Below are 23,422 nucleotides of genomic sequence, written 5' to 3' on the forward strand. Positions count from 1 at the left end.
GATTTAAGCGATAAGGAACAAAACCATCAGCAGTGATTGCGAAATACGTGCTGTCTTCGTCCTTAGTTGAGTACGCAATTTTTTTCTCATCTTTCGTATAGAAATTTCGTTTTTGTTCTCTATGCCAGATTTTGACGACATCACCTAGTTGAACAGATTGTTGCCCATCTGTTCCAAAATCTTCTACCACATCTCTGGCAGTATTAGTACCTTTTGTTTCTTTGTAGTAGATGTTACTCAACTGATCGATGTTGCCCAATCCTCTTAACAAAGTAATTGAGTGATAAGGTGTACTAAGATAACTATTGTCCACACCTGTACCACGATAGAAACCATTTTCCCCATAATTCGAACGGATATAGTAAGAGTCATCTTTCTGACGCAAGGTATATGCACCTGCGGTATAATCACTTAACCCTCGAAGCTGGATGGTACTCGCCCATTTCATCTTGATTGGCACCCATAATGTAGTTGATTGGTTATTGGATTTTCGTGTCAGTGAAAGTTGAATATGGCTTTCTGATGCCTCCATTGAATCAAACTTGGGAGCTGCGACAATATATGCCTCTACGTCAGAAGCATCAATAGCCGATCCATCATCCAATGTTACATTTTTGTACATTTTAGTGATATCAAGCTCTGCTTGCTGTGTCCCCAAAGTAATCTCTTGTTCGATAGCTTCTGCAATAATTGTCATATCATCTTTTGATTCAGCATACTTATTGGCAGAGTCATTGGTAGAGTCAACTTCCATATTATTTTCATTTTCAGTTGACTGTCCTTCAGAAGATGTAGCAGAGTGTGAAGTATCTTCGTTTTCTACTTGATTACTTTCTTCGTTCAAGCTGACTTTTTCTTGACTTTGGATTGCCTCTGTTGTTTCTTCAGACTCTATTTGGTCCTCACCTGATTTAACTGGTACAGGTTCTTCTTCAGTTTGAATTGGTTCTAGACTTTTATTTTTTTCTTGTGCCCATACTGCTGAACTGCCGGCATTGATGATTTGAGAAAAATTTCCGAACAGAACCGAGCCTAGCATGAAACAAATAATTATTTTAGATTTATTTTTCATCTTCTATCTCCCCAGTTCTTCACCACCATTCCTAACTATGAAATCTCTTCCGTTAGCTGACATACAGAACGCCATCAATAGTCGATTGATTAATCTGTTTTTCCTCATCAAAAATCGTATAGATAATCATTACTTCATGACTACCTTCCGACAAACTTTTTTTCAGCTTTACTTCAGATAGTTGGCGATTTGTGGGAATCAAACCAGATTTATATAGTTGTTCATTCCCCTCTTTCAATAAGTACTCCACTTGAATACTGTACGCATTTGTTGGCTTATTTTTCACTGCAAGTTGGGCAACATTCGTTTCTTTAGAGACTGAAATCTCATGCTTCAAGTTAATATTGATCTTGTCTTTATCTACTTCTGACTGCATGAATTTCAACATCTGTTCATCGCTCATCACTTCAAGACCTGTTTCTAACTCAGGCAACCCACTAATTACTCTGGGCTCCGTAAAAAAACGATCCTTCAGAAAGTATGCTGTCATACCTGATGCTAAAAGGAGGATTACTAAAAATAGTAAGACAATTAATTTTCTTTTCCTTTTTTGTTCTTCTTGATTATTGATATTATCCATATGTAACGCTCCTTACTCGTGAATAAAAGAGAGAAAAAAATCTTTCACCTCTTTAATTACGTTTCCTCATAAAGGACTCTTACAACAGTATGCTTACTTGATAGCAGTAAAATGTAGACCCATTTGATATTCGGGACGTAATGCAGCATCACCACTTGCTGGAAAATAACTTGGATCAACAGAACCTACGAATGTAAATGTATCAACTGCATCTGTTCCAAGTGAAGTTAAATAGGTTTTCTTAGACAACATTTGACCTGTCTTTTTGTGTAATGCAACTTCAGCACCATTGGAAGCTTTTATTGACAAATCTTGCTTAACATCCACTGCATTTTTTGAAGCAAAATTAGCCACCGCAATACTCAACTTAGTTGTAGTCGAATTATTTTCAATTTTATAGATTGGTGAAATAATACTAGCCGTCGGTGCACCCTGGCCATCTACGCTATTAGCGTATAAAACTTTTGTAGGAATCGTAACATTAATAGTTGATGGATCTTCAGGATCAGTTGGTGACCCTGGATCTGTTTCATCCCATTCACCGATCCAGCCATTTACAGCTACATCTCCAGTTTCGACACCGTCGACAACTTGTGGTGTATCACTAGGATCAATATCTCCACTAGTCCATGCACTTACATTTGTTGGTGCAAAAGCAACTACTCCTCCAAGAATCAAAGTACTTACTAACAACTTTTTAATCATTCTAAATCGCCTCTTTCCTCTTTTCTTTAGAACCTTCTTTACTATTTCAGTTACATAACAGTTAGCTTGGTTAAGTAGTCGTTCTTTCATCGATCTTTGTCTATAAATAAAAGAAACGCGTAAATAGAATTAAGCCTCCAATTTTAAAAATGTCACATAACAAATAACAAGTAGGTTCAATAAAAATTCTATCATCTTATCCGACAAATGAGACAATACAAATCAAGTAGACCGGTAGACTAAAATTGTATATGCAACTACTACAAATAAATATTTTCCTCATTTTATGGAAAAATGATACTTGGAAAACAAGCTGAATCAATCAAAAAGTATGCTTTTTTGACTAGACGATTCCTAAAGAAAAGAAGTACTATTGTATTGTGAGATAACATTAAATAAAACAAGCATATGAGTTAAGCCATCTTTTTACTTTGAAGATGTTCTTAAAGAAATGTTTTTCTATAAAATATACACGATATAATCAGTCTGATAAATAAGCTAAATTAATAACGATAATGATACAAAATGTATCAATTTACCTGTAACAACCATTTTTCACAGTTCAATATTCAATAAAAGAGCATTATTTATAGGTTTCTATCTCACCGTAAAAACGATAGCTATCTTTAGACATCGTTCTTCTCTTATCAAATAGAAATATCAAAATAGAAACGAGGCATACTATGATTATTTCAAATCATTTTGAGCGCGAACTCATTATTTTACACATAATACTTACTAATAAAAGTACTACCTTGACGCTTCTATCAGAAGAAATAGCTATTCCAAAATTAACGATCAAGGGTGATATCCTTAAATTGAACAACTACTTCGTTGAGCATACTAAAAATGAAAATGATCTTATTATTTCAAATAATCAAGGCATCATCTCGATAAACCCAATGTTTTCAGATAATATCATCACTTATTTTTATCAGCTAAAACTTGCGCTCTCCAATAACTCTACTCTTTTTAGGCTCTGTGTCTTATTGCTTACAAATTACAGTATTTCAAAGCAACAAATTCTCGATCATTTATTTATCTCGGAAGCATATTTACTGAAACTCTGTTCACAATTGAATGGTTATCTTTCTCAATTTGATTTATCTGTCAACAGTACAAATCAAATCTACTCTCTTAAAGGAAACGAAATTTGTCTTCGCATGTTTTCATATACAATCTTGCAAGATAATTTTCAAGGAATGGAGTGGCCATTTGATTCCACAACGCCAATCGTAAATTTTGATAATAGTAATTCTGCAATTTCTTTAACCAAAAATCATGCATTGTATTTATTTAGCGAAATAGTGCAACAACGCTTTTTAAATGATAACTTTCTAGTTATTGACCCTGATGATTCGCTCTATGACCTACTGAAACTTTTACAAGAGAGCTACGATGTAACCAAACTATTTAATAAAAGTCCGTTTGAAAATCTTTCAGAGAATGTAGCAGATTCAGAGAAGCTATATCTCAACTTTTTCGCAAGAATTTTTCTGTCCGATTTGATCTCCTCGGAAGCAAAAATTAATTTAGGAAGAAAATTCCAAGAATTTGATCACCCTGCTTGTCGACTAGCAAATGAAATATATTCAAAATTTTCAAATGTTTTCTTGGAACCTATCAGTGCTAACGAAAACGGTATCTATTTGTATTATTTAACGATTTTCAATATTCTCTATTCTATGATTGGTGACAAGTACGTTCTTTTCTTAGAATTGATGATTCCTGTTCCACACTTAAATATTAATAAAACTGATGATTATATGAATCGCATCAAAAAAGAAATCGCTGAACTTTTTGAAGATAAAGCACTAGAAAATTATATTGCCGCATTGCTTTACACTGTTTCTTCTTTTAAAAAAAGTACCACCCTAAAATTATATATTCAAATGTCCAAAGTCTTTACAGCCGTATACGTTATTGAGAAACGTATCCAAACAATTTTCAACACCAACAATATTGTCTTTACAAATAATTTTTCCGAAGCCGATATCGTGATCACAGATAGTTTTGAAAAAAAATCAACTGACCAAATACTTTTCTACCTGGATTCCATCAACAACTCGAACAGGTGGATAGATCTTATTTCGCTCATCCAACAAAAATTTATAGAAAAAATTGATGATAGAAAGAAACAGTAGCCATTTCCATAAGCTATATGATTTGTAAAAAATAGGAATCTAACAGGAGAATTATGTTTCTATCTGTTAACACTTAACATGATTCAATCATCATCACCTTGTATGGACAAAGCTGTTCAACCTCTTTCATTGTTATATACTCTAAACAACTGACTTTTAACGAGACTAAAGAGATTTTTAATAGAACTTTTTACTATCAACCCACCTACCCGTTACATTCACACGATCTAAGAATGTAACTGGGGCTAAAGACATAATAAAAAAGCAACTTCAAATGTAGCGAGCGTCCAAGGTTAGACTAGCAATCTAACTTTGGGCGCTCGCTTTCGGAAATTGAAGTTACTTTTTTTATAATGATAACTAACTTATTTTTTATTTGCTAATTCACTTGTTAGTATATCCGTTAAACCTTGAATAAATCGCTGTGCTTCTACACTCAACGTACGTTTACCAGAATGAATGACGCAGAGTTGATTTGGTTGACTATCTGCTAATGGAATAAGTTTGATTTGATCTTTGATACCACCAATAACAATTCCAGATCCAGAAGCATAAGCATCTGTTTCTAGTACTAAGTTCATCAGTGTCCCACGATCACTGGTATAAACAACTGATTCTTGTGCAGGTATCTCAATCAGATCTTCGTAAAAATAAGGAAAATTATTGCCATCTTGAGTAAAGCGTACTTGAGGGTAAGCTAACAATTCTTTTCTATGGATTTTCGTCTGTTTTGCTAGTGGATGTCCTTGTCTCAAAAAAATATGTGTAGAGAACGTATGAATCGTTCTGGCAACTAGCTCACCTTGCTGTAAATAGCGCATGATTCCAGCTTGGTTTTTTTCGTTCATGTATAGCACGCCTACTTCACTATGCTGTTCTCTCACTTCTTCAATCACTTTTGCAGTAGTCGTTTCCATGATTCTGAATTGTTTGATTTCTTGATTGAATTCTGCCATCATTTTGGCAATCAGTGGCCCTAAAAAATCATAGTGTTGAGAAGCCACAGAAAACATTTCGCGTGTTTCACTTGTTTGATAATAACTTTCAAGTGATTCTAATTGAACCAAAATTTTTTCTGCACGTTGCAAGAAATCTTGTCCTGCTTCTGTTAAATACGCGCCTCGATTTGTACGAGTAAATAAACTGATTCCTAATTCAGTTTCTAATTCTTTGATTCCGGTAGACAAGCTAGGTTGCGAAACGAATAACTTCTTAGCAGCCTCTCGAAAGCTACCATTATTCGCAACAGCAATCACATACTTCATTTGTTGGATATTCATGTATTTGACTCCTCAAAATAGTCAATTTTCCGATCATTAAGTGCTTGTAGCGGACGATTATTAGGCTGCGCATACTGTCCTTTAAATGGAGTCAGGAAGTCTTGATTTAACTGCCCAACTTGATCCATAACAAACCACTGAATAGGGCCTGCAGTTGGGGGTGTCGTTAATGAGCCAACATAATGATAGTGGCTCTTCTTTTCAGGGAAAAATACGATTGGATTCATCCAATGTTCATGCGCTGCTAAGTCCCAGCGTTCTTCGTGATTCCGATCATAAAACCAGCCATCCTCATGTCGCAACTCATACATAACTCCAACAACCAAGTTTTCTTGACGCTGATTCGTATGGACAAAATGAAATTCAATGTCTTCGTGTTTTCCATTGATAATATGCTCAGAAGGCAGATGGAAGTGGATATCTGTCAAATAAAATTCTTCACCTTGATATTTGACATAACTGATTTGGTCAAATGGTACTAAGTGGATCGTGTTTTTAAATTCTTTATCTGTGAATTTTTGACATTGATAATGGAAAGAAATCGTTTCTTTCACATCACTTACTTCTTGGCAAGTAACAAGTGGAATAGGTGATTGCAAAGAAAATTCTGCTCCTTTTGCAAACCAATCACATAAACTTGCCCAGTGCTCTGGCCCTCGCTCTCCCGAGTAGCCCCATTCAACATCCATATTTTTTTTCAACGCTTACGTCCTCCTGAGTCTTTCCATAAAAGTTAGTTCGTTCGTTTCTTTCTTTGTAAAGCGGCAGAAATATCTGCTAGAAACTCTTCTTTTCCGAAAAATTCTTGGTTCAATAGTTCTGGAAAAATAAAATCAAAGAAATAATTTACACTTGCTCGATGATCGAATTCTTTAATTGTTAAAATCGATTCAATAAACATTTCTCGGTAAACTTTTTCAGGATTATTTTTGCTAATTTCATCAAATGATTCATACAGCAAATCTACTTTATCCGCGATTGCTAGCAATTCTCCTTCAATCGTGTCATCTTTTCCTTCAAATAGGCGACGACGATAAATTTCTTGAAATTCTTCTGGGATTTCTTGATTAATAAATTCATCAGTCATTTTTTCTTCAACTGTTTGTAACATCCCTCGTAGTTCTTTATTTGCATATTTCACAGGTGTTTTGATGTCACCAATAAAGCGTTCTGTATAATCATGATTCAAAGATTTTTCATATAACAGTTTCCAATCAATCGTCTGTCCATTAGCTTCTTCAATATCGCCTAAAACTTGTGCAATTGATGCTACTCGAAACGAATGTGCCGCCACCGTGTGTTCTGTGTGCTTGAAGAAGCCAGGCGCACGAATAATTTTTTCTAAATTATTTAATCCTAAAAGGTATTCATTTAAGCCCATATTGCCATCTCTCCTCCATACTTTTCCAACAATCATAGCATTTACTCTTCGCATCATGCAATTACAAAGAACTAGATTTGCTGCTTTTTAATTTTTATTTAGCACAAATTCCACAAAAAATACTTGCACGAATAATTTTTCAATGAGTTAGCCGAGTTAAAGAATTAGTTGCAATTTTTTATTAATTTTTTTCTTTTTTATTGAGTCGTTTCCACTTTTCGGAATAAATATATCAAAACTTTTTGATAACACTCTTTCGCTCGTTCACTTGAGCAGTGATTTTAATTAATTGATCAAGATTCGGTGTTTTTGTTCCCGTTTCTTTTTTAAGCCGTTCAAAGGAACAAATAATCAACTCGATTTCTGTATAACTTCCCTGAGCTGATGCCATCAATGGTGTAGCATACATTAGTCTCAAACCAATTTTCGTCAAAAATTCATTTTGCAATAAATTTTTCTGAATCTTCGGCACAATCGGATATCCGTTTTCTTCTAAGACAGTAAACGCTTCTTTAAATGCTGAAGCCGTTATGGAAAATAAGCGAGTTAATTCTTGTTTATTTTTCATTTTTTTTCGATAAATAAGATCTAAGCTATTCAGCACCATAATCAATGCGGCATGGCTTTTCAGCCAGTCAGGTAAAGTTGGATCTGATTGCCATTGATAATTTGTTCGAGCAAAGACTTGATTCAAAAGCTGAGTCATTTCGAACTCATTGGAATCAAGATAGATTTTCATTTTGCCTCCATTGAAACGTAAAATTGTAATTAAGTTACCTTCCCTTGTTCCACCAGTATTTTGAAAACCAAAAAAGACTTGCTTAGCTGGATTTTTTTGAATGATTTTTTCTTTTAATAATTCTGGATTCATTTGATTGCCAACAAAAATCACTCGCTGACTGTGATTCCTAGCAATCGGTTCAATCACAGAATCAAAATCATTGTATTTCATTGTGACAAAAATCAAATCATACTTATCTGTTGGTTCTAGCTTTGAAATTATTTTGATTGTATCTACTGTTCTTTTCTTCTGAATAACATGTTTTAATTCAAGCCCATTTGTTTCTAAATGCTCCTTCGTCTTTCCTCTGGCAAGTATCGTTACTTCATTCTCTTTATTTTTCGCAAGAATATGTGCAAGATAGCTTCCTTGAATACCTGCACCATAAATTAATAGTTTCATTTTTTCTCCTTTTATGAACACCTGTTTATAATTCAACGAACATCCAGTATAATAAACAGACCAAAGTCAGCAATCAATCATCAAAAATGACAATCTGTTGATTAACGAACAAATCACTTAACATGACAGGAGAATCACATGGATCGACGAGTGCGTAAAACACAAACAGCTATTCAAACAGCTTTTTTCCAATTGCTAAAAAAGCAAGACATCGAACGAGTAAAAGTCAGCGAGATTTGTGAACTAGCAGATATCAATCGCGGGACATTTTACTTAAATTACTTAGATAAATATGATCTTTTAGAAAAAATGATCCAACAATCAATTCAAGAACTAGTTACTTATTGTCAAACAGAAACAGCGGAAACAGACAATCTACTAATAAAAACTTTTCAATTCATCGTAGAGAACCAGGAAACGTATCGAATGTTGATTGCTTCTGATAAGCAGGGTCTATTTACAGATTACCTAAAACAACATATCTTGACTTTTACAGCAACAAACGATCAAGCACAAACAACGGAAGCGATTTTTATTGCAAATGGAATCGTGGGTGTCTTGAATCATTATTTGTCTTCTCGTGAAGCTTCAATTGAATCGTTGTATGAAATCAAGCCCATTATTGAACGATTTCAGTTACCGTCAAACTTAGCAAAATACTAATGATACTATAAAAGACGACAACACTATGAAAATAGTTGTTATCGTCTTTTTGTTATACATTCCAGTTTTCTGGATCTTTTTTCCAACTTTTCAGTAAATTTAATTCTTCTTCATTGATGTAGTTTGCTTCACGTGCTGTTTCAATTAATGTTGAATAGTTAGTCAACGTGACCAAAGGCATTTTCGCCTGAGCAAAATTAGTTAATCCTTTGGGTAGCTCATAAGTAAAGATTGCTGCTACACCTTGCACATCAGCACCTTCACGTGTTGCTGCTTCACAAGCTTCTAACACACTGCCACCAGTTGAGATCAAATCTTCAATGACAACCATTTTTTGACCTTCAAAAATCCGACCTTCAATTTGATTTCCTTTTCCATGATCTTTCGCTTTGCTGCGAATATAAACCATTGGTAAATCAAGGATATCTGCAACCCAAGCAGCATGAGGGATACCTGCTGTGGCTGTTCCAGCAATTACTTCGACTTCTGGAAACTCTTCTTTAATCTTTTTGGCTAAACCATTTGCTATTTCCCGACGAACCTTAGGATAACTCATCGTGATACGATTATCACAATAAATTGGGCTTTTCAATCCACTTGCCCAAGTAAATGGTTGTGTTGGGTTCAAAAATACTGCTTCAATTTCTAATAAGTCTTTTGCAATTAATTTTTCGACAGTCATTCGTGTTAGCTCCATTCGTTTTTTATTGTTTGGTAAGCTTCGTAAGGATTTTCTGCTTGTGTAATTGGGCGCCCAACTACAATGAAAGTTGCTCCAATTTCTCTTGCTCGTCCGGGAGTTACCACTCGCGTTTGATCACCGATGTCTGCTCCTTGTGGTCGGATGCCTGGTGTTAAGCAGACAAATTCAGAATTTGTAGCATCTTTGATTTTAGTTACTTCCAGTGCTGAAGAAACTACGCCATCTAATCCTGCTACTTGTGCACAAGTAGCGTAATGGATCACACTTTCTTCTAAAGGAACTTCAATCAGCTGATCATGATGCATCTCTTCTTCACTTGTCGAAGTCAACTGAGTAATTGCTAATAATAAGGGTCGTTGTTTTCCTTCCGGTGTTCCTGATGCTAAACCACGCATCGCAGCCTCCATCATTCGGATTCCTCCGGCGGCATGTACACAAGTGATATCAACGCCTAACTTTGCTAAGCCACGCATTGCTTTTTCAACTGTATTGGGAATATCATGTAATTTCAAATCTAAAAATACATCATGTCCTGATTCTTTCAGCCAACGGACAATCGCTGGCCCTTCTTGATAAAAGAGTTCCATCCCAATTTTAACAAACAACTTTTCCTCCTCAGGAAATAATTGTAAAAATTGTTCTACTTCGTTTCGGTTTGAAAAATCTAAGGCAATAATCGGTCGCTGATTCATTGTTGACGCTCCTCTCTAACTTCTTGAATAAGTTGTTCCAATGATGCGATACCTAACTCAGCCATTCGCTGAGGTAAAGCATCAATCAATTTTGGGCAAACGTAGGGATCTGTAAAATTGGCGGTTCCAACTGCGACTGCACTTGCACCCGCCATAATCATTTCTAATACATCATCAACCGTCTGAACACCACCCATACCAATAATTGGTAGCTTAGAGACGCCTGCGACTTGATGGATTAAGCGAATCGCAACTGGTTTGATTGCGGGACCTGATAGACCACCTGTTTGATTCGCTAAAATCGGTTTTCTTGTCTTTAAATCAATGCGCATTCCTAAGAGTGTGTTAATCATAGTAAACCCGTCTGCTCCACCTGCTTCAATTGCTAAAGCGATAGGAACGATATCAGTAACGTTGGGCGATAATTTGACATAGATTGGAACCTTAGCAACTTTCTTTACCGCCTGTGTTAGTTGAAAAGCGACATCAGGATCTGTTCCAAACGCAATACCTCCGTGCTTCACGTTGGGGCAAGAGATGTTTAATTCGATTGCCTTCACATTAGGCGCATCACCAATTTTACCGCAGACTTCCACATAATCTTCTTCGCATGCGCCTGCCACATTGGCAATGATTGGCAAATCAGGATATTTTTCTAATTCAGGTAATAACTCATTCATCACGGTTTCTAGTCCGGGATTTTGTAAGCCGATTGCATTTAGCATACCTGAAGGGGTTTCAGCAACACGAGGTGTCGGGTTACCAAATCTTGCTTGTGGTGTCGTTGCTTTAACCATGATTGAACCTAATTGATTCAAATCATAGTACTGTCCATATTCTTTTCCAAAACCAAAACAGCCGCTAGCAGGCATGATTGGATTTTTTAAATCAAGTCCTGGTATTTTTACTGCTAATGATGGTTGTGTCATAGAATCACCTCTCCTGCTTTGAAAATCGGACCTTCATCACAGACTTTCACACTTTTCGTTTCATCTTCTGCCTTGTGGCATACACAAGCATAGCAAGCACCGATTCCACATGCCATGCGTGATTCTAAAGAAAGCTGGACATTAGGATGATCGTGGAAAAAGTGCTCGACCGCCTTAAGCATTCCATTCGCACCACAAGCAAACACTGCGTCTGGTTTTTTATTTTCTTCTGCTAACAAAAGATTACCAACATTTCCTTGGACGCCTGCCGAGCCATCATCTGTAGCAATTTTTGTTTCTCCAAGTTGTTGGAACTTTTCTTCATAGTACATAACATCTGCTGATGCAAAACCTAAAAAGTGCTTGACTTTGACACCTTTTGCTTTTAGTTGATGAGATAATTCATATAATGGTGGAATCCCGATACCACCGCCAACGATGAATGCACAATCTCCAGCTTTTAATCCCGTTAAATCAAACCCATTTCCTAGTGGTCCCATCACATCCAGCGCATCACCTGTAGTCAACGTTGAAAATAATTTAGTTCCGTCACCTTCTACACGATAAATGATTCGACAAGTATTCGTACTTGGATCGATTTTATTTAAACTAATTGGTCTACGTAATAACAAGTCTGCTCTAGGAACACGGATATGAATAAATTGACCCGGACGCTTCATCTCTTGAACTAATTCACCCTTTAGTGTCAGTTCGAAAATTCGTGGTGCTAACTGATTTTGTTGAATGATTTCCATAACTTCTTGTTTCATATCCACACTCCTATACTTATCGACTTTGTTAAAACTCATTGATGAAGCCGTTTTTTTTACTCAACCTATTTTTCCATAAAACAGCTCCTCAGAGCAACTCACAACTAGTCAGAACCAGCTAAAAGGATTCTGTTACTTGTCAGTTACTTCAGCGGAGCTAAGTGAATGATGCGAACCTTTTTAAATTGCTTTTGTTGAAAACGCACGTGATTCCATCACTCGAACGATTGCAGCTGCTGTATCAAGTGAAGTAAAGAGTGGTACACCATGTTCAACTGATTCACGTCGGATAATAAAGCCATCTTTTGACGCATTCCCACGGTCTTTATCAATCGTATTCACAACTACTTGTGCTTTTCCTGTTCGAATGATATCGACAACGTTTTCCTCTGTTGTTGTTTCTGAAATTTTCGCTACTGTCGTAACAATTAATCCGTTGTTACGGAAAAATTCAGCTGTATGTTTCGTACCTAGCAAACTGTAACCAATCTCTGCAAAGCGTTTAGCTAAGCCCAATGCTTCTTCTTTTGTTTCGTCTGCAATCGTAAAGAGGACTGCACCATAATCTGGTAGATTTAACCCAGCAGCTCGAAAGGCTTTATACAAAGCTTTGTCTAAGTTTCGATCGGAGCCCATGACTTCACCAGTTGATTTCATTTCAGGCCCTAAGTACGTGTCAACCTTTTGTAGCTTCGTGAATGAAAAGACAGGTGCTTTTACATGGACATCTTCGGTTTCAGGATAAAGACCTGTTTCATAACCTAATTCCCGCAAACTTTGGCCCAAAATGGCTTTGGTTGCTACTTGTGCCATTGGAATCCCAGTTACTTTACTTAAAAATGGTACAGTACGGCTCGCACGGGGATTGACTTCGATCACATAGACTTTTTCTTCATGGATCACAAATTGGATATTCATCATTCCAATACAGTTTAGTCCTAAAGCTAATCGTTTCGTGTAATCTTCAATTGTCGATTTAATCTCTTCTGATAATGTTTGTGGTGGGTATACCGCCATTGAGTCACCTGAATGGACCCCCGCACGCTCAATATGTTCCATGATTCCAGGAATCAAGACAGTTTCTCCATCACAGATCGCATCAACTTCGCATTCACCGCCCACTAAGTAGCGGTCAATCAAAACAGGATGTTCAGGCGAGGCTTTCACGGCATGCTCCATATAATCCTCTAGGTCACGCTGATTTTCTACGATTTCCATTGCCCGTCCGCCAAGCACATAACTTGGACGAACTAAGACAGGATAACCAATCATCGTTGCAATTTTTACAGCTTCTTCTTTACTTGTTGCTGTATCTCCTAGTGGCTGTGGAATCTTTAGTTCTTGCAACGCTTGTTCAAATAAATCACGGTTTTCTGCTCGATCCAAATCCTCAATCGTCGTTCCTAAAATTTTCACACCAGCTTTTGCTAACGGCTCACCTAAATTGATTGCTGTTTGTCCGCCAAACTGAACGATAACGCCAATTGGTTGTTCTAGCTCAATCACATTCATCACATCTTCAAAAGTCAGTGGTTCAAAGTACAACTTATCTGAAACTGAGAAATCTGTGGAAACTGTTTCTGGATTACTATTCATAATGATTGCTTCATAACCTGCTTGTTGGATTGCTTTTACTGAATGAACCGTCGCATAGTCGAACTCCACTCCTTGACCAATTCGAATTGGTCCAGAACCAAGTACCAACACAGATGGTTTTTCTGAGCGACTACTTTCATTTTCAAATTCATACGAGCTATAAAAATAAGGCGTATTTGATTCAAATTCAGCTGCACAAGTATCTACCATTTTGTAGACTGGCAATAACTGATTTTCTTTTCGAAGTTCACGAATTTTTTCTGGCGTTGTTTGCCATAATTGTGCAATCTTTTTGTCTGTAAATCCGTTTTTCTTTGCTAATTTCAACAGCCTTAAATTGGAAGGCTCTGCTTGTAATTGGGTTTCGATTTCAATAATATGGAGTAATTTATCTAAGAAGAATAAGTCAATCTTTGTTAACTCAGCTATTTCCTCAATTGGATAGCCTCGGCGTAACGCCTCCGCAACATAAAACAGACGATCGTCTTGTGCTCGAACCATTTTTTCAGTTAGCTGGTCTTCATTCACATTTGCCAATTCAGGAAGCTCAAGATGATGTGTGCCGATTTCAAGAGAGCGAACGGCTTTTAGTAACGACTCTTCGATATTTCGTCCAATTGCCATGACTTCACCCGTTGCTTTCATTTGTGTTCCCAGTATACGTTCCCCATTTTCAAATTTATCAAATGGCCAACGTGGGATTTTTGCAACGACATAGTCTAACGCTGGTTCGAATTCTGCATAAGTTGTTCCAGTTACTGGATTTTTCATTTCATCTAAAGTCAAGCCCAACGCGATTTTAGCCGCTAATTTTGCAATTGGATAGCCGGTTGCTTTACTTGCTAGTGCCGAAGATCGTGAAACACGTGGATTTACTTCAATCACATAATAATTAAAGCTATGAGGGTCAAGGGCAAGCTGAACGTTACAACCACCTTCGATTTTCAACGCACGAATAATTGAAAGTGACGCATCACGCAATGTTTGATATTCGTGATCAGATAGCGTTTGACTTGGTGCAAAAACAATGGAATCTCCTGTGTGGATACCTACTGGATCAAAGTTCTCCATATTACAAACAACAATCGCATTATCAGCTGAGTCACGCATCACTTCGTACTCGATTTCTTTATATCCAGCAATACTGCGCTCAATCAAGCATTGCGTAACAGGCGATAAACTCAGCCCATTTTCTGCAGTGATTCGCAATTCTTCTTCATTTTCACACATTCCACCACCTGTACCTCCAAGGGTGAATGCAGGTCGAACAATAATCGGATAACCAATTTGATTCGCAAAAGCGACGGCATCTTCGACCGTAGTCACGATTTCTGATTCGGGAATTGGCTGATTTAAGTCTTCCATCAATTTTTTGAACAAATCTCGATCTTCTGCTTGGTCGATTGCAGAAAGCTTCGTACCCAGAAGTTCAATCTGAAGTTCATCCAAAATTCCTGACTCAGCTAGTTCCATCGCCATGTTTAAACCCGTTTGGCCACCTAAAGTTGGAAGCAGTGCATCTGGACGTTCTTTTCTTAAAATGCGTGAAACAAACTCTAATGTTATTGGCTCGATGTAGACTTGATCCGCAATTTCTTGATCTGTCATAATCGTTGCAGGATTTGAGTTGACTAAAACAACTTCATAGCCTTCTTCTTTAAGTGCAAGACAAGCTTGCGTTCCAGCATAATCAAATTCGGCCGCTTGACCGATAATGATTGGTCCTGAGCCAATCACCATGATTTTTTTGATATCTGTCCGTTTTGGCATTCTTATTGCTCCCTTCCTGCATCCATCATTTCCATAAATTCATCAAATAAGTGTAGTGCATCGTGTGGTCCTGGTGCTGCATCAGGGTGAAATTGCACACTAAAAGCAGGGTAATCGCGATGGCGAATCCCTTCCACTGTTCCATCGTTCACTTCAATATGAGTGACCATTAGTTTATTCGGATCAATTGTGTTTTCATCAACTGCGTATCCGTGGTTTTGTGAAGTAAAGTCAATTCTCCCCGTCGCAATTTCTCGTACGGGATGATTTAATCCTCGATGACCAAATTTCATCTTATACGTGTCTGCACCATTAGCTAGTGCAAACAATTGGTGACCTAAACAAATACCAAAAATCGGTACTTTTCCTTGAATTTCTTGAATCATCTTGATTGCTTCAGGCACATCTTTGGGATCTCCCGGTCCATTTGTCAGCATCACGCCATCGGGTGCAAGTTCGAGAATCGTTTTTGCTTCTGTGTTATAAGGCATGACTGTTAAGTTACAATTTCGTTTGCTTAATTCACGTAAGATGCTATGTTTCAAGCCAAAATCAATTACAACTACATTTCGCCCTGTGCCAGGACTTGGATAAGGTTTGTTGGTCGACACTTGTTGGACTTGATTCGTTGCTAAAACAGTCGCTTTTAATTGATCAAATGCATGTTCAAAACTATCACCTGCATCAACAATACTTGCTTTCATCGTCCCAACTTCGCGAATTTTACGGGTTAAAGCTCTTGTATCAATTCCCGAAATCCCTGGGATCCCTTTTTGTTTCAAAAAAGCATCTAACGTCATCTGATTGCGCCAGTTTGAAGCCACTCGCGCATGTTCCTTCACTACAACACCCTTACAAGTCGGCGAAATCGACTCGTAATCATCTCGGTTCACGCCATAATTTCCAACCATTGGATACGTAAAAGTAATGATTTGACCATTAAAGCTTTGATCTGTAATCGTTTCTTGGTAACCAGTCATACTTGTTGTAAAAACAATTTCACCAAAAACATTTGCATCTGCTCCAAAGGCTTGCCCTTCAAATACAGTCCCATCTTCTAAAATCAGTAATCGATCCATCCTGCTCCTAGACCTCCTTTTGCCAAGCAATTTTTCCGTCAACGAATGTCAACAATGTTTCCCCTTTGACCGTCCAATCAACGAATGGTGTATTCTCACCTTTTGACAAGAAGTCTTCTTTCGCAATTTTATACTCGTGTTCGATATCAAACACTGCAATATCTGCTGGAGCGCCAATCGTTAGTGTCCCAACATTCAAGTCAAAAATTTCTGCTGGTTTAACAGCTAGCCATTCAATCACTTGTTCCAGCGTGAAAATGCCGGTTTTAACAAAATGAGTATAAATCAACTGAAAAGCTGTTTCGCTTCCAACGATTCCGAATGGTGCATTTAAAAAGCTTTGACTCTTTTCTTCTAGACCATGAGGTGCATGGTCTGTGGCGATGCAATCAATTGTTCCATCAAGTAATCCTTCAATCAGCGCTTCGCGATCTTCACGTCCACGTAGGGGTGGATTCATTTTCCAAAAACCAAAATCTTCTGGAATATCTTCATCAATCAAGAGCAAATGGTGCGGCGAAACTTCTGCTGTTACATGAACACCAGCTTTTTTCGCATCGCGGATAATACGAACACTTTCTTTCGTTGATACGTGACAGACGTGGTAATGGACACCTGTTTCTTCCGCTAAAATTAAATCTCTTGCAATTTGCGAAGATTCGGTTGCACTTAAAATTCCCGGCAAATCCAATTCTTTGGCTTTTTCGCCTGCGTGCATAACGCCACCGAACAGTAAGGATTCATCTTCGGTATGGGCAACCAATGCTTTATTATTTTTAGCAGCTTCCTTCATTGCTAGATACATCGTACCTGCTGTTTGTACACCAACACCATCATTGGTGAATGCAAAGGCACCTGCGTCAATCAACGCCTCTTGATCAACTAAAACCTCACTTCGCAACTTTTCAGTGATTGGTGCGTACTGTAAGACTTTCACAACTGCATCTCGCTTGATGATTTCATAAACTTGACTTAGTTTTTCAGCTGTATCAGGCACAGGATCTAGATTAGGCATTGCGCACACTGTAGTAAATCCGCCATGTGCTGCTGCTTTCGTTCCTGCTTCAATCGTTTCTTTATACGTAAAACCAGGTTCTCTTAAATGAACATGTACGTCCACTAGCCCCGGTGTGATGAGTTGTCCTTTTGCATCAAACACTTCATCAAATTCAGTCTCAGAAAATCCAGTACCGATTGCTTTGATTTTCCCTTCTTCAATCCAAATTTCTGCAGGTGTTGTTTCATTTTTTCGTGTAATGATTTGACCGTTTTTAATGAGTGTTTTCATGTCTTCGTCCTCCTACTTTTACGCTTTCCCGTTTAGTACTGCCTCTAAAATTGCCATTCTGACAAATACGCCATTGCTCATTTGTTGAACGATTCGTGACTGTAATCCTTCCACTAATGAGTCGGCTAGTTCAACGTCACGATTGACAGGTGCTGGGTGCATGATGATTGCATGTTTTTGCATCTTCTTTGCACGTTCAACAGTTAAGCCATGTTCTTGATGATAACTTTCTTTTGAGAAACTTTCTTTTCCATCATGACGTTCATGTTGTACTCGTAGCATCATCATTACATCTACTTGGTCGAGTAGTTCATCTAGTGGCAAGTAGTGTCCGTAAACTTCAAATTCATTGTCATACCATTCTTCTGGTCCAGAGAAGAAAACTTGCGCGCCTAGGCGTTTCAACATTTGCATGTTTGATTTAGCGACACGTGAATGTGTGATGTCACCAACGATGGCTACTTTCAGTCCGTCAAAATGGCCAAATTCTTCATAAATCGTCATCAAATCTAGTAAACATTGTGTTGGATGCTGACCACTGCCATCCCCACCGTTGATAATCGAGCATTGGATTGTTTTGCTTTGAATCAAATCCTCATAATAGTTTTCATCTCCATGACGAATGACTGCTACATCCACTCCTAATGCGGACATTGTCAAAACGGTATCGTAAAGTGTTTCCCCTTTTGAAACTGAGCTAGTGCTTGCTTCAAACTCGATTACTTCTAAACCAAGCTTTTTCTCAGCTACATCAAAACTTTTATGTGTTCTTGTACTATTTTCGAAAAATAAGTTAGTTGCAAAATATTGGCTCTTTTGTGGTGTCCATTTTGCACCTTGTTTGAACTCTTGCCCGCGGCGAATCAAGCCCATAACTTCTTGGTCTGTTAGTGCTTCAACGGTTAATAAATGTTTTAAACTGATACGTTCTGATTGGATGATCATGAATTTTCCTCCTAGTTTTCTTCGCTACGTGAAGTTTCTGGTAAGATAAGATTTAAAATGATACCAAGGACAGTTGCTAATGCCATTGCTGATAACGTGAATGTTCCTACTTGGAAGACTAAGCCTCCGATACCGACAACCAAGATGACTGCTGCAATCAACAAGTTTTTCTTTTTATCGAAATCTACTTTGTTCTCAATCAAGATTTTCATCCCGCTAGCTGCGATAACACCGAACAAGATAAAACTGATTCCTGAAATAACTGGTCCAGGGATACTTAAGATTAAGGCACTTAGTTTTCCAACAAATCCCAAGATAACCGCGAAGAATGCTGCTCCGCCAATCACGAAGACGCTATGCACTCGTGTGATTGCTAGTACGCCAATGTTTTCTCCATAACTTGTAACTGGAGGGCCACCGACAAACGCTGCAACGATCTGTGCTAATCCGTCACCCATTAATGTTTTGTGCAATCCGGGCTCTTCAAAGAAGTTTCTGCGAGTTAATTTGTTCAGCACCATCAAATGACCAATATGTTCTGTCATTGTTACAAATGCGATTGGTGCCATTGTTGTAATCGCACCTAGATATAATTTTGGTTCATATTGAACAAATGGAATTTCAAAGTTTGGTAAAGCAAACCACGCTGCGTCTGCAATCGGTTGTGTATCAACAATTCCAAAGAGTAAGGCGACGATGTAGCCACTCACGATTCCTAATAAGATTGGAATCAACCCAAGAAATCCGCGTAAGAACATATTGAAGAAAATCGTCAAACCTAACGTGATTAACGCTACGGCGATGTATTTAAAATCGTAGTTATCATTGTTGTACATTGCATTGTTTGCAGCATTTGCTGCTAGCCCCAACCCGATAACCATAATTACTGGTCCAACAACGATTGGTGGTAAGATTCGGTCAAGCCATGCTGCACCGATTTTTTTGATAATCAAAGCGACAATCAGGTAAACCAACCCAGTTGTGATTGCTCCTTGCGCAATTGCTGGATAACCATCTGTTTTCATCAACATTTGCATCGCTGCAATAAAGGCAAAGCTACTTCCTAAGTAAGCTGGAATTTTTCCTTTTGTTGTAAACAAGTAAACCAGTGTGCCCAATCCTGAACTGACTAACGCAATCCCCGGATCGATTCCAACTAAAATCGGTACTAAAACTGTTGCTCCAAACATCGTGAATAAATGCTGTAAACTTAAACCAACCCAATGACCTAATTTTGGACGGTCATGAATGTCTAATACAACACTATCATTATGAAATTCTTTTTTCTCTGACATATCTTTTCCCCTATTCTTCCTCTTTTAAAATCATGATACGATCTTGTCCGTCAAGCTCTTGCATCTCTACCAGAATTTCTTCTGCTTTTGATGTTGGAATATTTTTCCCGACATAATCGGCACGAATTGGTAGTTCGCGATGACCGCGATCAACTAGTACAGCTAATGAAATTTTTCTTGGACGCCCTAAATCCATGATGGCATCCATTGCCGCTCGAATCGTACGCCCTGTGTAAAGCACGTCATCAATCAAGATAACTTCTTTTCCTTCTAAAGAAACTGGCACATCTGATGAATGTAGCTCAGGTCCTTCTGCAAGCTCTTTTTTATCATCACGATACAATGTGATGTCTAACTCACCAACTGGAACTTCGATGTCTTCCAACTGTTTTAATCGTTCGGCAATTCGAGCAGCAATATAAATTCCTCGTGTTTTGATTCCCACTAAGACGATGTCTTCAATGCTGTGATTTCTTTCGATGATTTCATAAGTAATTCGTGTCAATGCTCGTTTCATTGTTACTTGATCGACTACTTCTTTGGTTTGCATACTGTTTCCCTCCATTTTTTTGCATAAAAAAACTCCTGCCCTAAGAGGACAGGAGGTATGTTTAGACTGATTGTACAATTTGGTACGTTCATAGATAGCTAATACAGTTGCACTGTTAGCTATACTTCGTCATTGAGCATCACACATATAGCGCACCATATAGTTGATTACTCACACCCTTCTTAGCCTCACGGGACTAAACTTAAAGGACTACTATTTAATTTTCGTTTAAGCTTTTCGTTGTTAATACTATACCGTTGCCAGCATAAAAAATCAATGGCTTTTTCTTAATTTTTCTAAAGTTTTTTCAAACACTTCAGGAAGTGGCGCTTCAAAGACCATTTCTTGTCCGGTAACAGGATGTGTGAAGCCTAACATCTGGGCATGTAAGAATTGACCATTTCCTGGTAAAGTTTTCTTTGGCCCGTATACAGGATCGCCTGCCAAAGGAAAACCAATATATTGCATGTGGACACGAATTTGGTGCGTACGACCTGTTTCTAATTTTAATTCAACCAAAGTAAATCCTTCAAAACGTTCTAGCACAGTAAAATGAGTAACAGCAGATTTTCCATCTTCACGAACGGATTGCATCTTGCGATTGACTTTTGAACGGCCAATCGGCGCATTGATCGTTCCCTTATCGTGCGAAATCTCACCATGAACTAACGCAACGTATTTTCGTAAAGAAGTTTTATCTTTTAATTGTTTTGCCAATGATTCATGTGCTTGGTCATTCTTGGCAACCATTAACAAACCAGAGGTATCTTTATCAATCCGATGCACGATTCCAGGGCGAATCACACCGTTAATGGAAGATAAATCTTTGACATGATACATCAACGCATTTACCAAAGTTCCATGGCTGTGCCCAGCTGAAGGGTGGACAACCATGCCTTGTGGCTTATTGATAACTGCGACATCTTCGTCCTCGTAAACAATTGTTAACGGAATATCTTCAGCGATGACATCTAATGTTTCTGGCTCGGGAATCGCTACAAATAGTTCATCCTTTGCTTTCACTTTATAATTTGCTTTAACGGGTTGACCATTTACAGCAACCACGCCTTCTTTTAACCAAAGTTGGATTTGAGAACGACTATAATCTGGAAATAAGCCTGTTAGGACTTTATCAATTCGTCCTATTTCTTGTTCGATTGTTGCTCTTAGTTCTGTCATTTTTTCACTTGATCCTTTTCATCTAAAATAATATATATCAATATACAAATCACGCCACAAACTAATGAAATATCAGCGACATTAAAAATCGGAAAGTTCATAAAATCTGTTTGGAACATGTCCACTACATAACCTAAACGCACACGATCAATAAAGTTTCCAATCGCGCCTGCTAAAATCAATGCCAAACCAGTCATAAACCAACGACTTGCTGTCTGCCTGTTTTTAATCATTAAATAAACGATTGCTACCACAGCAACAATTGTTACCACAGTAAAGAACCACATTTTTCCCTCTAGCATGCTCCAAGCTGCTCCCGTATTCCGAATATGGTTTAGCGATAAGACACCAGGAATGATTGATTGGGTTTCTCCTAATGCTAAGTTGCTTGTAATCCACCATTTGACCCATTGATCTATCACAATCAAAGCGCCACTCATTATCCAATATATAACTAACACACGATCAATCCTTTTCTACTTGTTTAAAAATATCTCTTGGTCGAATAATCCCTAATAAATTGCCATTAGGGTTTCCATCTTTTGTAATCAACACTGCCTCTAGCGTCCCTTGCTCACGAAACATCAACTCAACTTCGTATATTTTCGTGTTCGCAGAAACAAATTGATAATTTGTATATTTTCCATCACCAATAATCAAATCTTTCGCTTGCTTCCGTGTTAAGTCAATCACTCCTTGTTGACTTTCTTTAGCCAACCAAAATCCGATTGCTCGTAAAGTAATCAATGCTTCAAATTTCCCTTTATTATACAGTGGAAATTGAGAGTAACGCTTTTGAGCAATCGTCTCTAGCAAATCTAGTAAAGGAATATTTTTATCAAAACCAGTCACTTTCTTTGCAAACTTCGGCAACACCGTGGCTGGACGAATCAATGCCTCTTCAATGACTTGGATCTTGTCAACTGCCCACTCATTTGGCTCTGCAATGACAAAGTCTTCAGCAATTCTTTCATGAACAATTGCGTTCCTTAATTGCGCCATCTGAAATAAATCTTCTTCATATTTACGGACCATTGACCCTTTTTTGCGAGCCAATCGGCGCACTAATTCGGTAAAGCCCATATTACGGGTATTTCCCATTTCCTCACGCATCCATTTTTCAATACGATTGAAGCTACTTAAAAACACATCAGAGTTACTCATATTTGCTAGGGTCCTCCTTGATGACATAAGCTTGGTTCTTAATGAAGAAAAAAAAACCAATCATTCCAATCACAGCTACCAAGCTATAGAATAAATTATTAAAATAAATGGCACTTAAACTCGTGAAAAAAAAGAGTACCGGATACAATTGCAACAGGAGTAAGTTCATCGTAATAACGTACGCATCTTTTGGCAATGCAATTTGATAAACTGGACTTTTTAACCAAAAAAACGTGACTTGCATCGTTAGTGGAACGGTTGCTTCTACTTCCACGCTGTCTTGCTGATTTAAGTAAACAGACTTTCCATTAATTTGTAGTCGAATAGAACTTCCCATTCCATAAAAACCAGTTTTTCTGGTGAATTTTATTTTCATAATGCCCCTCCTATTATGCTTTAGTATAACTTAAAACACAACAATGAAAAAGAAAATACCTTAGATAAGGTTGTGACT

General features: G+C 37.7%; 23 protein-coding genes. 2 read left to right on the forward strand and 21 right to left on the reverse strand.

Annotated features, from left to right (window positions below; translation table 11 throughout):
• The 3 genes from RV17_RS08070 to RV17_RS08080 all read right to left on the reverse strand — a co-directional run.
• On the reverse strand, nt 1-1,072 hold a 1,072-nt coding region (locus tag RV17_RS08070; RefSeq protein ID WP_143139934.1), incomplete at its 3' end, for a hypothetical protein.
• Between the two features lie 52 nt (nt 1,073-1,124).
• Nucleotides 1,125-1,652: a hypothetical protein gene (locus RV17_RS08075; RefSeq protein WP_067482227.1), complete on the reverse strand. Its 528-nt coding sequence runs from the start codon at nt 1,650-1,652 to the stop codon at nt 1,125-1,127.
• 93 nt (nt 1,653-1,745) lie between these two features.
• On the reverse strand, nt 1,746-2,357 hold the full coding sequence (locus RV17_RS08080; RefSeq protein WP_067482229.1) for a hypothetical protein: 612 nt from the start codon (nt 2,355-2,357) through the stop codon (nt 1,746-1,748).
• Between the two features lie 683 nt (nt 2,358-3,040).
• Here RV17_RS08080 and RV17_RS08085 point away from each other — a divergent pair.
• Nucleotides 3,041-4,501: a helix-turn-helix domain-containing protein gene (locus RV17_RS08085; protein WP_071868953.1), complete on the forward strand. Its 1,461-nt coding sequence runs from the start codon at nt 3,041-3,043 to the stop codon at nt 4,499-4,501.
• 365 nt (nt 4,502-4,866) lie between these two features.
• Here RV17_RS08085 and RV17_RS08090 read toward each other — a convergent pair whose 3' ends face one another.
• The 4 genes from RV17_RS08090 to RV17_RS08105 all read right to left on the reverse strand — a co-directional run bounded on the left by RV17_RS08090 (nt 4,867) and on the right by RV17_RS08105 (nt 8,345).
• Nucleotides 4,867-5,781 (reverse strand): LysR family transcriptional regulator, encoded by a 915-nt coding sequence (locus RV17_RS08090; protein ID WP_067482233.1) that lies wholly within the window; start codon nt 5,779-5,781, stop codon nt 4,867-4,869.
• Complete coding sequence (locus tag RV17_RS08095; RefSeq protein ID WP_067482235.1) at nt 5,778-6,482, reverse strand: carbonic anhydrase family protein; 705 nt, start codon at nt 6,480-6,482, stop codon at nt 5,778-5,780. The genes RV17_RS08090 and RV17_RS08095 overlap by 4 nt, the downstream gene beginning before the upstream one ends.
• Before the next feature lie 32 nt (nt 6,483-6,514).
• Complete coding sequence (locus RV17_RS08100) at nt 6,515-7,162, reverse strand: YfbR-like 5'-deoxynucleotidase (RefSeq protein ID WP_067482237.1); 648 nt, start codon at nt 7,160-7,162, stop codon at nt 6,515-6,517.
• Nucleotides 7,163-7,394: 232 nt separating this feature from the next.
• Nucleotides 7,395-8,345 (reverse strand): ketopantoate reductase family protein, encoded by a 951-nt coding sequence (locus RV17_RS08105; RefSeq protein WP_071868954.1) that lies wholly within the window; start codon nt 8,343-8,345, stop codon nt 7,395-7,397.
• 138 nt (nt 8,346-8,483) lie between these two features.
• Here RV17_RS08105 and RV17_RS13460 point away from each other — a divergent pair, with 138 nt between their 5' ends.
• Nucleotides 8,484-9,008 carry a TetR family transcriptional regulator gene (locus tag RV17_RS13460; protein WP_071868955.1) on the forward strand — a complete coding sequence of 175 codons (525 nt, stop codon included), beginning with the start codon at nt 8,484-8,486 and terminating at the stop codon, nt 9,006-9,008.
• A 52-nt stretch (nt 9,009-9,060) separates the two neighbouring features.
• Here the strand turns inward: RV17_RS13460 and pyrE are convergent, their stop codons facing one another.
• From pyrE to RV17_RS08180, 14 genes are all read right to left on the reverse strand, one after another.
• Complete coding sequence (gene pyrE / locus RV17_RS08115) at nt 9,061-9,690, reverse strand: orotate phosphoribosyltransferase (RefSeq protein WP_071868956.1); 630 nt, start codon at nt 9,688-9,690, stop codon at nt 9,061-9,063.
• Between the two features lie 5 nt (nt 9,691-9,695).
• Nucleotides 9,696-10,403 carry an orotidine-5'-phosphate decarboxylase gene (gene pyrF, locus RV17_RS08120; RefSeq protein WP_071868957.1) on the reverse strand — a complete coding sequence of 236 codons (708 nt, stop codon included), beginning with the start codon at nt 10,401-10,403 and terminating at the stop codon, nt 9,696-9,698.
• Entirely contained in the window at nt 10,400-11,332 is a 933-nt protein-coding gene (locus RV17_RS08125) for a dihydroorotate dehydrogenase (RefSeq protein ID WP_067482246.1), read from the reverse strand. Before RV17_RS08125 ends, pyrF begins: the two co-directional genes overlap by 4 nt.
• Nucleotides 11,329-12,102, reverse strand: coding sequence for a dihydroorotate dehydrogenase electron transfer subunit (locus RV17_RS08130; protein ID WP_071868958.1), 774 nt, complete (start codon nt 12,100-12,102; stop codon nt 11,329-11,331). Before RV17_RS08130 ends, RV17_RS08125 begins: the two co-directional genes overlap by 4 nt.
• 180 nt (nt 12,103-12,282) lie before the next feature.
• Nucleotides 12,283-15,468 (reverse strand): carbamoyl-phosphate synthase large subunit, encoded by a 3,186-nt coding sequence (gene carB, locus RV17_RS08135; RefSeq protein ID WP_071868959.1) that lies wholly within the window; start codon nt 15,466-15,468, stop codon nt 12,283-12,285.
• A gap of 2 nt (nt 15,469-15,470) precedes the next feature.
• Complete coding sequence (locus tag RV17_RS08140) at nt 15,471-16,547, reverse strand: carbamoyl phosphate synthase small subunit (protein WP_067482251.1); 1,077 nt, start codon at nt 16,545-16,547, stop codon at nt 15,471-15,473.
• Between the two features lie 7 nt (nt 16,548-16,554).
• Complete coding sequence (locus RV17_RS08145) at nt 16,555-17,835, reverse strand: dihydroorotase (RefSeq protein ID WP_071868960.1); 1,281 nt, start codon at nt 17,833-17,835, stop codon at nt 16,555-16,557.
• Nucleotides 17,836-17,853: 18 nt separating this feature from the next.
• Nucleotides 17,854-18,780, reverse strand: a complete 927-nt coding sequence (locus RV17_RS08150) for an aspartate carbamoyltransferase catalytic subunit (RefSeq protein ID WP_067482255.1) — start codon at nt 18,778-18,780, stop codon at nt 17,854-17,856.
• Between the two features lie 11 nt (nt 18,781-18,791).
• Nucleotides 18,792-20,075, reverse strand: coding sequence for a solute carrier family 23 protein (locus RV17_RS08155; protein WP_071868961.1), 1,284 nt, complete (start codon nt 20,073-20,075; stop codon nt 18,792-18,794).
• Between the two features lie 10 nt (nt 20,076-20,085).
• Nucleotides 20,086-20,625, reverse strand: a complete 540-nt coding sequence (gene pyrR / locus RV17_RS08160; RefSeq protein ID WP_067482259.1) for a bifunctional pyr operon transcriptional regulator/uracil phosphoribosyltransferase PyrR — start codon at nt 20,623-20,625, stop codon at nt 20,086-20,088.
• A 273-nt stretch (nt 20,626-20,898) separates the two neighbouring features.
• On the reverse strand, nt 20,899-21,804 hold the full coding sequence (locus tag RV17_RS08165) for an RluA family pseudouridine synthase (RefSeq protein WP_071868962.1): 906 nt from the start codon (nt 21,802-21,804) through the stop codon (nt 20,899-20,901).
• Entirely contained in the window at nt 21,801-22,265 is a 465-nt protein-coding gene (gene lspA / locus RV17_RS08170) for a signal peptidase II (protein ID WP_071868963.1), read from the reverse strand. The genes RV17_RS08165 and lspA overlap by 4 nt, the downstream gene beginning before the upstream one ends.
• 4 nt (nt 22,266-22,269) lie before the next feature.
• Nucleotides 22,270-22,968, reverse strand: coding sequence for a CBS domain-containing protein (locus tag RV17_RS08175; RefSeq protein WP_071868964.1), 699 nt, complete (start codon nt 22,966-22,968; stop codon nt 22,270-22,272).
• On the reverse strand, nt 22,961-23,344 hold the full coding sequence (locus tag RV17_RS08180) for a hypothetical protein (protein WP_067482267.1): 384 nt from the start codon (nt 23,342-23,344) through the stop codon (nt 22,961-22,963). Before RV17_RS08180 ends, RV17_RS08175 begins: the two co-directional genes overlap by 8 nt.
• Between the last annotated feature and the right edge of the window lie 78 nt (nt 23,345-23,422).

Source organism: Enterococcus thailandicus (assembly GCF_001886265.1).
Classification (GTDB): Bacteria; Bacillota; Bacilli; order Lactobacillales; family Enterococcaceae; genus Enterococcus_B; species Enterococcus_B thailandicus.

Coding starts and splice junctions, on each gene's coding strand:
- RV17_RS08165 (WP_071868962.1), bottom strand. CDS start 21,804: ATGACAGAACTAAGAGCAACAATCGAACAAGAAATAGGACGAATTGAT.
- RV17_RS08080 (WP_067482229.1), bottom strand. CDS start 2,357: ATGATTAAAAAGTTGTTAGTAAGTACTTTGATTCTTGGAGGAGTAGTT.
- RV17_RS08150 (WP_067482255.1), bottom strand. CDS start 18,780: ATGATCATCCAATCAGAACGTATCAGTTTAAAACATTTATTAACCGTT.
- RV17_RS08075 (WP_067482227.1), bottom strand. CDS start 1,652: ATGGATAATATCAATAATCAAGAAGAACAAAAAAGGAAAAGAAAATTA.
- RV17_RS08130 (WP_071868958.1), bottom strand. CDS start 12,102: ATGAAACAAGAAGTTATGGAAATCATTCAACAAAATCAGTTAGCACCA.
- pyrR (WP_067482259.1), bottom strand. CDS start 20,625: ATGCAAACCAAAGAAGTAGTCGATCAAGTAACAATGAAACGAGCATTG.
- RV17_RS08085 (WP_071868953.1), top strand. CDS start 3,041: ATGATTATTTCAAATCATTTTGAGCGCGAACTCATTATTTTACACATA.
- RV17_RS08155 (WP_071868961.1), bottom strand. CDS start 20,075: ATGTCAGAGAAAAAAGAATTTCATAATGATAGTGTTGTATTAGACATT.
- pyrF (WP_071868957.1), bottom strand. CDS start 10,403: ATGAATCAGCGACCGATTATTGCCTTAGATTTTTCAAACCGAAACGAA.
- carB (WP_071868959.1), bottom strand. CDS start 15,468: ATGCCAAAACGGACAGATATCAAAAAAATCATGGTGATTGGCTCAGGA.
- RV17_RS08175 (WP_071868964.1), bottom strand. CDS start 22,968: ATGAGTAACTCTGATGTGTTTTTAAGTAGCTTCAATCGTATTGAAAAA.
- RV17_RS08105 (WP_071868954.1), bottom strand. CDS start 8,345: ATGAAACTATTAATTTATGGTGCAGGTATTCAAGGAAGCTATCTTGCA.
- pyrE (WP_071868956.1), bottom strand. CDS start 9,690: ATGACTGTCGAAAAATTAATTGCAAAAGACTTATTAGAAATTGAAGCA.
- RV17_RS08125 (WP_067482246.1), bottom strand. CDS start 11,332: ATGACACAACCATCATTAGCAGTAAAAATACCAGGACTTGATTTAAAA.
- RV17_RS08180 (WP_067482267.1), bottom strand. CDS start 23,344: ATGAAAATAAAATTCACCAGAAAAACTGGTTTTTATGGAATGGGAAGT.
- RV17_RS08145 (WP_071868960.1), bottom strand. CDS start 17,835: ATGAAAACACTCATTAAAAACGGTCAAATCATTACACGAAAAAATGAA.
- RV17_RS08090 (WP_067482233.1), bottom strand. CDS start 5,781: ATGAATATCCAACAAATGAAGTATGTGATTGCTGTTGCGAATAATGGT.
- RV17_RS13460 (WP_071868955.1), top strand. CDS start 8,484: ATGGATCGACGAGTGCGTAAAACACAAACAGCTATTCAAACAGCTTTT.
- RV17_RS08100 (WP_067482237.1), bottom strand. CDS start 7,162: ATGGGCTTAAATGAATACCTTTTAGGATTAAATAATTTAGAAAAAATT.
- RV17_RS08140 (WP_067482251.1), bottom strand. CDS start 16,547: ATGGATCGATTACTGATTTTAGAAGATGGGACTGTATTTGAAGGGCAA.